The sequence below is a fragment of the Candidatus Enterococcus testudinis genome (assembly GCF_002140915.1).
Taxonomy (GTDB): domain Bacteria; phylum Bacillota; class Bacilli; order Lactobacillales; family Enterococcaceae; genus Enterococcus_D; species Enterococcus_D testudinis.
Genome location: NZ_NGKU01000001.1, coordinates 1,011,732 through 1,012,994, shown reverse-complemented (window position 1 = coordinate 1,012,994; position 1,263 = coordinate 1,011,732). Strand labels below are relative to the sequence as shown.

General features: G+C 38.7%; 1 pseudogene. It reads right to left on the bottom strand.

The annotated features are described in order from the left end of the window. Window positions 1–528 (bottom strand): annotated as a pseudogene (locus tag A5886_RS04850) (hypothetical protein); the annotation flags it as partial. Between the last annotated feature and the right edge of the window lie 735 nt (window positions 529–1,263).

The window sequence follows — 1,263 nt, the reverse complement described above, 5'->3', positions numbered from 1 at the left end:
AGATGCCAATGACCAGCAATTGTTGAATAGACTGTTGATCCGCGTCATGTGTTTGAGATCCCACTTGCGGGTGTCTATTTCTTTCAAATTCGTGGCACCTTGAAAGAGATAATCAATCTGTGTCGTTTCAGAAAAGTCAAAATAGTCCGCACCAATCACGCGTTCCAATGCAACTAATCCTCCAGTGGGTGTGGGATGAACATATTCATTGTTGGTTCTGAACATATAATTGGCATTTATGGGAAATTTGATCGTAGCTCTTACGTCGATGGTTTGGACATTTGTGTAGGTGCGCCATGGTGCATCATCTACTTCACCCATGTCTCCGCCATATAAGACAATGGTGGCTGTTTCACTATCCCATGTCCAATCAACAGTCCCCCACACGCCTTCTATTTCTGCGGTAGTGTTTGACGTCGTATCAACGGTTGTAGCATATGCAGTATGCGCACTAGAATAAGCCCCCAGCAACAGACCGACTGACATACAAAGCACGATCATAAAAGTGGATAGCTGTTGTTTGTTCATTTAAGCCTCCTTTTATTTATTATCCTGTTATCCTTAAAATAATTTTACAACATTTCTCTTTCAAGGTCTATTTATTATCAGAAATAAATAAGTAAACACATTATAATGACAAAAAAGACATCAAACAAGATTGTCCAATGCCTTTGACATAGCGAAAAAAGCGTCTTACATCCCTTGAAAATTTCTCAATAAAAAGCCAAAATCTAGCAAAGACACAAGAAATGAAGACAGATTTTGGGTACAAGAAACACGTTGATGCAATGCGTCAACTATGGCAACTTGATTGGTCAATCGTTCTTAGGGGGTGACTGATCAGGGCCTTGTAAACCTGCTCGAACAGGAATATGAGGTGCCTATTTTTTTGGTTTCTATTCTGGAACTAGTGCAGCGGAAAATGGAAAGGTTTTCAAGCGAACAAGAGAAAAAAGACAAATTTTCGTTCGATTTTAGTCAAATATACGAACAGAATTATACGATTATGAAAAATATTCAGAATTTTGACTAAACGAAGTAATCAATTGTGTTACAATGAACAAGAAGACTTGCTGTCATTCAGGTGTAGTATTGCACGGTCGTGGTATCCCCTTCAACCTTTCAATCATTTTGTGAAAAACATTGGTTGTAAGGAGGGATGCCAATGAATCGCAGTGGAATGGGAAAGGGTACGTTCTGAAATAGTATGTTGCAAAATATACTGACAATCTTAGCCATCATCAATATGATGCTTGAGATTGT